Source organism: Rhodopirellula sp. UBA1907 (genome assembly GCF_002337565.1).
GTDB classification, from domain to species: Bacteria; Planctomycetota; Planctomycetia; order Pirellulales; family Pirellulaceae; genus Rhodopirellula; species Rhodopirellula europaea.
On record NZ_DDGH01000042.1, the window covers coordinates 13,840 to 18,114 of the forward strand.

Genomic DNA, 4,275 nt, shown 5'->3' on the forward strand with positions numbered 1-4,275 from the left:
ATGATCAACCGCCACAACAATCGCCGCATGGTGATTGGAATGGACGGAGCCGCGGTTTCGCGTGGTGGCGTGCAAGTCACCCGGTTGTCCGAAGGCGGTTCGGCTCATCAAGCTGGTTTGCAGGCGGGCGATCGCTTGGTGCGAATCAATCAACAAAACATTGCTGATCCACTGAACTACGAATTGTCCGTGTTGGAACTCGGCCCAGGCGATCCAATGCAAGTGGAATTTGAACGCGACGGCGAGTTCTTCCAAACACAATTGGCAACCGCGGTGTCATCGCAAGAGTTCGGCGACCCGGCTGCGGCACTCGCCTGGCAAGTCGTGGGAGTGTCGGTTCGACCGGCGGGCGAGTCGTTTGTTCGTCGCATGAATTCGCGACTGCGAACTAACTATCGCGGTGGTTTGATTGTCACCAATGTTCGAGCCGGTTCCGCGGCCAGCGAACAAGGCATCACGGCTGGCGATGTTCTGCTGGGCATCCACGTTTGGCAAACCGCTGGACTGGAAGACTTGGCCGAGATCCTCGATCAACCCAACATTCGACGCGGTTCCAAGGCCAAGTTCTACCTCGTTCGGAAGGATCAGACTCTGTATGGCCATCTTCAATTAGCTTCTCAAGGAAACCAACTGACGCGACGCTAGTAGGTGAGAAGGAACGATTGGCAACACGACGACGCAGTTTGGTTGTCGGTTCTGGTTGCCTACGAGAACCGTGGCACTCGCCAAGGAGTTCTCTGTCAATCGTCGACGTTTTCAAACCCACGAAAACGTGCCTTCGTCACCCAAGTCACTCATAGGTTTTCAGATTCACCGATCGATTCGTCCTGGGACGAACGAGTCGGATGCATCTCCCGCAGATGCATCGGGCTCGTTCGTCGACCCAGCCGGGACGTGATCGATCGTCCATTCGCCGAGTGGGCGGACGCAGTTGACACCCGCATGTCAATTGCGTCCGTTCGCCCGCGAAACTTTTCCGACTGATCCAACCATTCATCTGACCGAATCCACGATGGAGTCGAAATTGGCACCTGCGACGCTTGGTTATTTCACGATCGTTCAACAAGAACGCACCGGATGGACCGGAGGACTGCTCGTTCTCAACGGAGGCGGACGTCCCTTGGAATTCCAATGCACGTTGCCGCTGCGTCCATCGAAGGCTCACGAAATCTTGTTTGGCAACACGCTGCGTCAGCATTTGATTTGCGACGTCATCGGACCCACGCTTCTAAAAAAGTGTCGCACGCCGATCTCGATGTTGATGTGCGAGCAAACGGAGTCGCTGCGAATGTCGGACGCCAGTTGCACGATTGGTTTTGTTGCCACGCCAGAAAACGATGGCAAAGCCTACGTTGCTCGTGAACCCGATGGGCATTGTTCGTTGAAGGTTTGCGGCGCATCGGTGTTGGTCGCGATGGAGCAAATGGAAGCGGCCGAACAAGTCGCTGAGCAGATGGGTGACTTCCCCGATGTGATTGAACCGTTCGAACGGATTCGTGAGGCGATCCGAGAGGCTCAATCCCAAATCGCGAGGGCGGCGTAGTGTGGTTCCGAAAATCGTCACCGGTTTCTGCTGATCCACTCTCGCCATCGAGTTCAACGCCTTCGTCCGCGACTCCCAGTCATCTTTCGGACGATGTGGCCCAGTCGAACGTGGTGTTGCCGACGCAACCACAACCGGCGGCTTGGCCTCAACGACCCGCGATGATGTGCGAGGTCGATGAGATCAACAGTTGGGACGCGGCGACCGCTTTCGAATTGGAAACGAGCGAGTGGAAACTGCCGACGCTGCAACCGATGCGGGTGCCGATCAAGCTGCCGCCGCTTGTCGCGAAGACGACGGGATTCCTGTTCCCTGAATCAGCGTCTTGGATTCCTAAGCCAACCGAGAAACCCACCGATGCGGTTGCCGGTTCGATCGGTCCCGAAGGATCAGACGAAGCCGAGGCCAAACAAGGAGCCAAGAAGCGTCGCAAGTCGATCGGCAAACGTTCGCGAATCAAGCCGCCAAACGACATCGTGAAGTTGCAAGACCGGTTGTACTACTTGTTGCAACCGCCGCTGGATTTGTTGGTAGGCAGCGGGCAATTGAACTTCCCGTTCGAGCCGTTTCCGTATCAGCTCGATGGAATCGCATTCCTGTTTCCTCGCTATGCATGCGTGTTGGCCGATGAGATGGGGCTGGGCAAAACCATGCAGGCGATCAGCACGATGCGGATGCTCTTGTGCAGCGGTGAACTTCGCAGCGTTCTACTGGTCTGCCCCAAGCCGTTGGTCAGCAACTGGCTTCGCGAATTCAGTGTTTGGGCACCAGAGATTCCCGTTGTGGCGATCGAAGGCAACGCGGCCAAACGAGAGTTCCAGTGGCGTGAACCCAACGTGCCGGTGAAGATCGCCAACTATGAATTGTTGATGCGTGACAAAGACATCGTGCTCGAGGGCGGCCTGCACTTTGACTTGGTGGCACTCGACGAAGCCCAACGGATCAAGAACAGCAACAACACGACCAGCGAGATCATTCGTGCGATTCCACGAACCAGATCGTGGGCTCTGACCGGAACGCCGGTTGAAAACTCACCAGATGATTTGGTCGGCATCTTCGATTTTCTCTCGCCCGGTTATCTGCAAACCGGGATGCCCATGTCACAGATGGCTGGCATGGCGGGAGACTACATCTTGCGACGCACCAAGGACATGGTGCTCGATGACATGCCGCCCAAGCTGTATCGCGATGCGGATGTGGATCTGACGCCCGAGCAGTGGGCTCGCTACGAGACCGCTGAGAAGGAAGGCGTGATTCACCTGGAGGAGCTGGAGGAATCGTTGACGGTCCAGCACGTGTTTGAATTGGTGTTGCGACTCAAACAGATTTGCAACTTCGATCCCGTGACCAATTCGAGCGCCAAACTGCAGCGACTCGAAGCCGACATGGAAGAGGTCGCGGCCAGCGGTCAGAAGGCGATCCTGTTCAGTCAGTGGACGAAGACGATCGACAAGATGCGACCGACGCTGGAACGGTTCGGTCCGTTGGAATACCACGGCAAGATCCCGCACAAGAAACGCGAAGGCGTGATCGAACAATTCAAGAACGATCCCAACAGTCACATCATCTTGATGAGCTATGGTGCCGGCAGCGTCGGATTGAATTTGCAGTTTTGTCGGTACGTGTTCTTGTTCGATCGATGGTGGAATCCCGCGATCGAGGATCAAGCAATCAACCGAGCTCACCGAATCGGCGCGGCCGGCAGCGTGACCGTTTCGCGAATGATGGCGGTCAACACGATCGAGCAACGCATCGCCGCGGTGCTGGATCAAAAACGCGAAATGTTTGACATGCTGTTTGCTGATCAACGTGACGCATCGAAGAACGCGGCCGGCGACGGACCGGCAAAGTCAGGGCCGTTGTCTCAAGCCGGTGGTCTGTCACGCGACGAGATCTTTGGGCTGTTCGACTTGCGAGCCCCCGGCGGCAAAAAGGTGGCTTGAGTTCGGGTTGGAGTCAGAGGTGGCGATTGCCGCTCATACCCTCCCCCGGAAATCTCGCTGAACGCTCGTTTTCCGACCCCTCCCGCTGCTCGGGCGGGGTTCTTAAGGCAGTGCAAGCACAGTACTTAAAACTGCACGACCTCCTGCTCGGACGGGGGCGCAGGACGTCACGAACACAGCACTTAAAAACTGGACGATTTCTGCCAACGGGCGAGGTAGAGCAGGTTCATTCGCGAGGTCGCTGCTGTTCTTCGCGGTCGAGGCGGCGTCGATCCGTGACACTCGACAATCCGCCAGAACGCTTTTTGTACTCGTATTGCAAGCTGAGATGGTGAGCGATTGCAATCGCTACGGATTCAGGATCCGCGAGCACGTCTTCGTTTGTGAAGCGAATGATGTCCCAACCCTTTCGTCTTAAGAACGCCTCGCGGTCGTTGTCCTTTTTCAGTTGTCCCTCATGGTACGGACCATCGAGTTCAACACACAGCATCGCAGACACACATGCGAAGTCTAGGATGAACGGTGGTTCTGGATGCTGACGTCGAAATTTCAGATGGCAAACCTGTCGGCCACGAACAACGCTCCAGAGGAGAGACTCCGCCTCGGTCTGTTGTCGGCGAAGCTCACGGGCATCTCGGATCGGCGATCTGCGGGGCATGGAATGATTCGCTGGGGCAAGGAATGAGAGCGTTCCAACGTACCTCCCCCTAACGCGGTTGAGGCTGTGCTGTTTTCTAGTGCTGCGTTTTGGCGGGTTTCTGCATTAGAGAACCTCTCCCGAAACGAAGT

The 4,275-nt window shown here is 56.4% G+C and carries 4 protein-coding genes; 3 read left to right on the plus strand and 1 reads right to left on the minus strand.

From position 1 onward, the window contains the following. From B2R17_RS09365 to B2R17_RS09375, 3 genes are all read left to right on the plus strand, one after another. A partial coding sequence (locus B2R17_RS09365) for a PDZ domain-containing protein (RefSeq protein WP_286763785.1) occupies positions 1-645 on the plus strand: 645 nt, incomplete at its 5' end. 304 nt (positions 646-949) lie between these two features. After that, positions 950-1,543 (plus strand): hypothetical protein, encoded by a 594-nt coding sequence (locus B2R17_RS09370; RefSeq protein WP_339888808.1) that lies wholly within the window; start codon positions 950-952, stop codon positions 1,541-1,543. Continuing rightward, on the plus strand, positions 1,543-3,486 hold the full coding sequence (locus B2R17_RS09375; RefSeq protein ID WP_286763787.1) for a DEAD/DEAH box helicase: 1,944 nt from the start codon (positions 1,543-1,545) through the stop codon (positions 3,484-3,486). The genes B2R17_RS09370 and B2R17_RS09375 overlap by 1 nt, the downstream gene beginning before the upstream one ends. 226 nt (positions 3,487-3,712) lie before the next feature. Here B2R17_RS09375 and B2R17_RS09380 read toward each other — a convergent pair whose 3' ends face one another. Continuing rightward, the gene (locus B2R17_RS09380) at positions 3,713-4,144 is read right to left on the minus strand and encodes an endonuclease domain-containing protein (RefSeq protein WP_081610891.1); all 432 of its coding nucleotides are present in this window, start codon (positions 4,142-4,144) and stop codon (positions 3,713-3,715) included. Positions 4,145-4,275: the final 131 nt, after the last annotated feature.

Coding starts and splice junctions, on each gene's coding strand:
- B2R17_RS09380 (WP_081610891.1), bottom strand. CDS start 4,144: ATGCCCCGCAGATCGCCGATCCGAGATGCCCGTGAGCTTCGCCGACAA.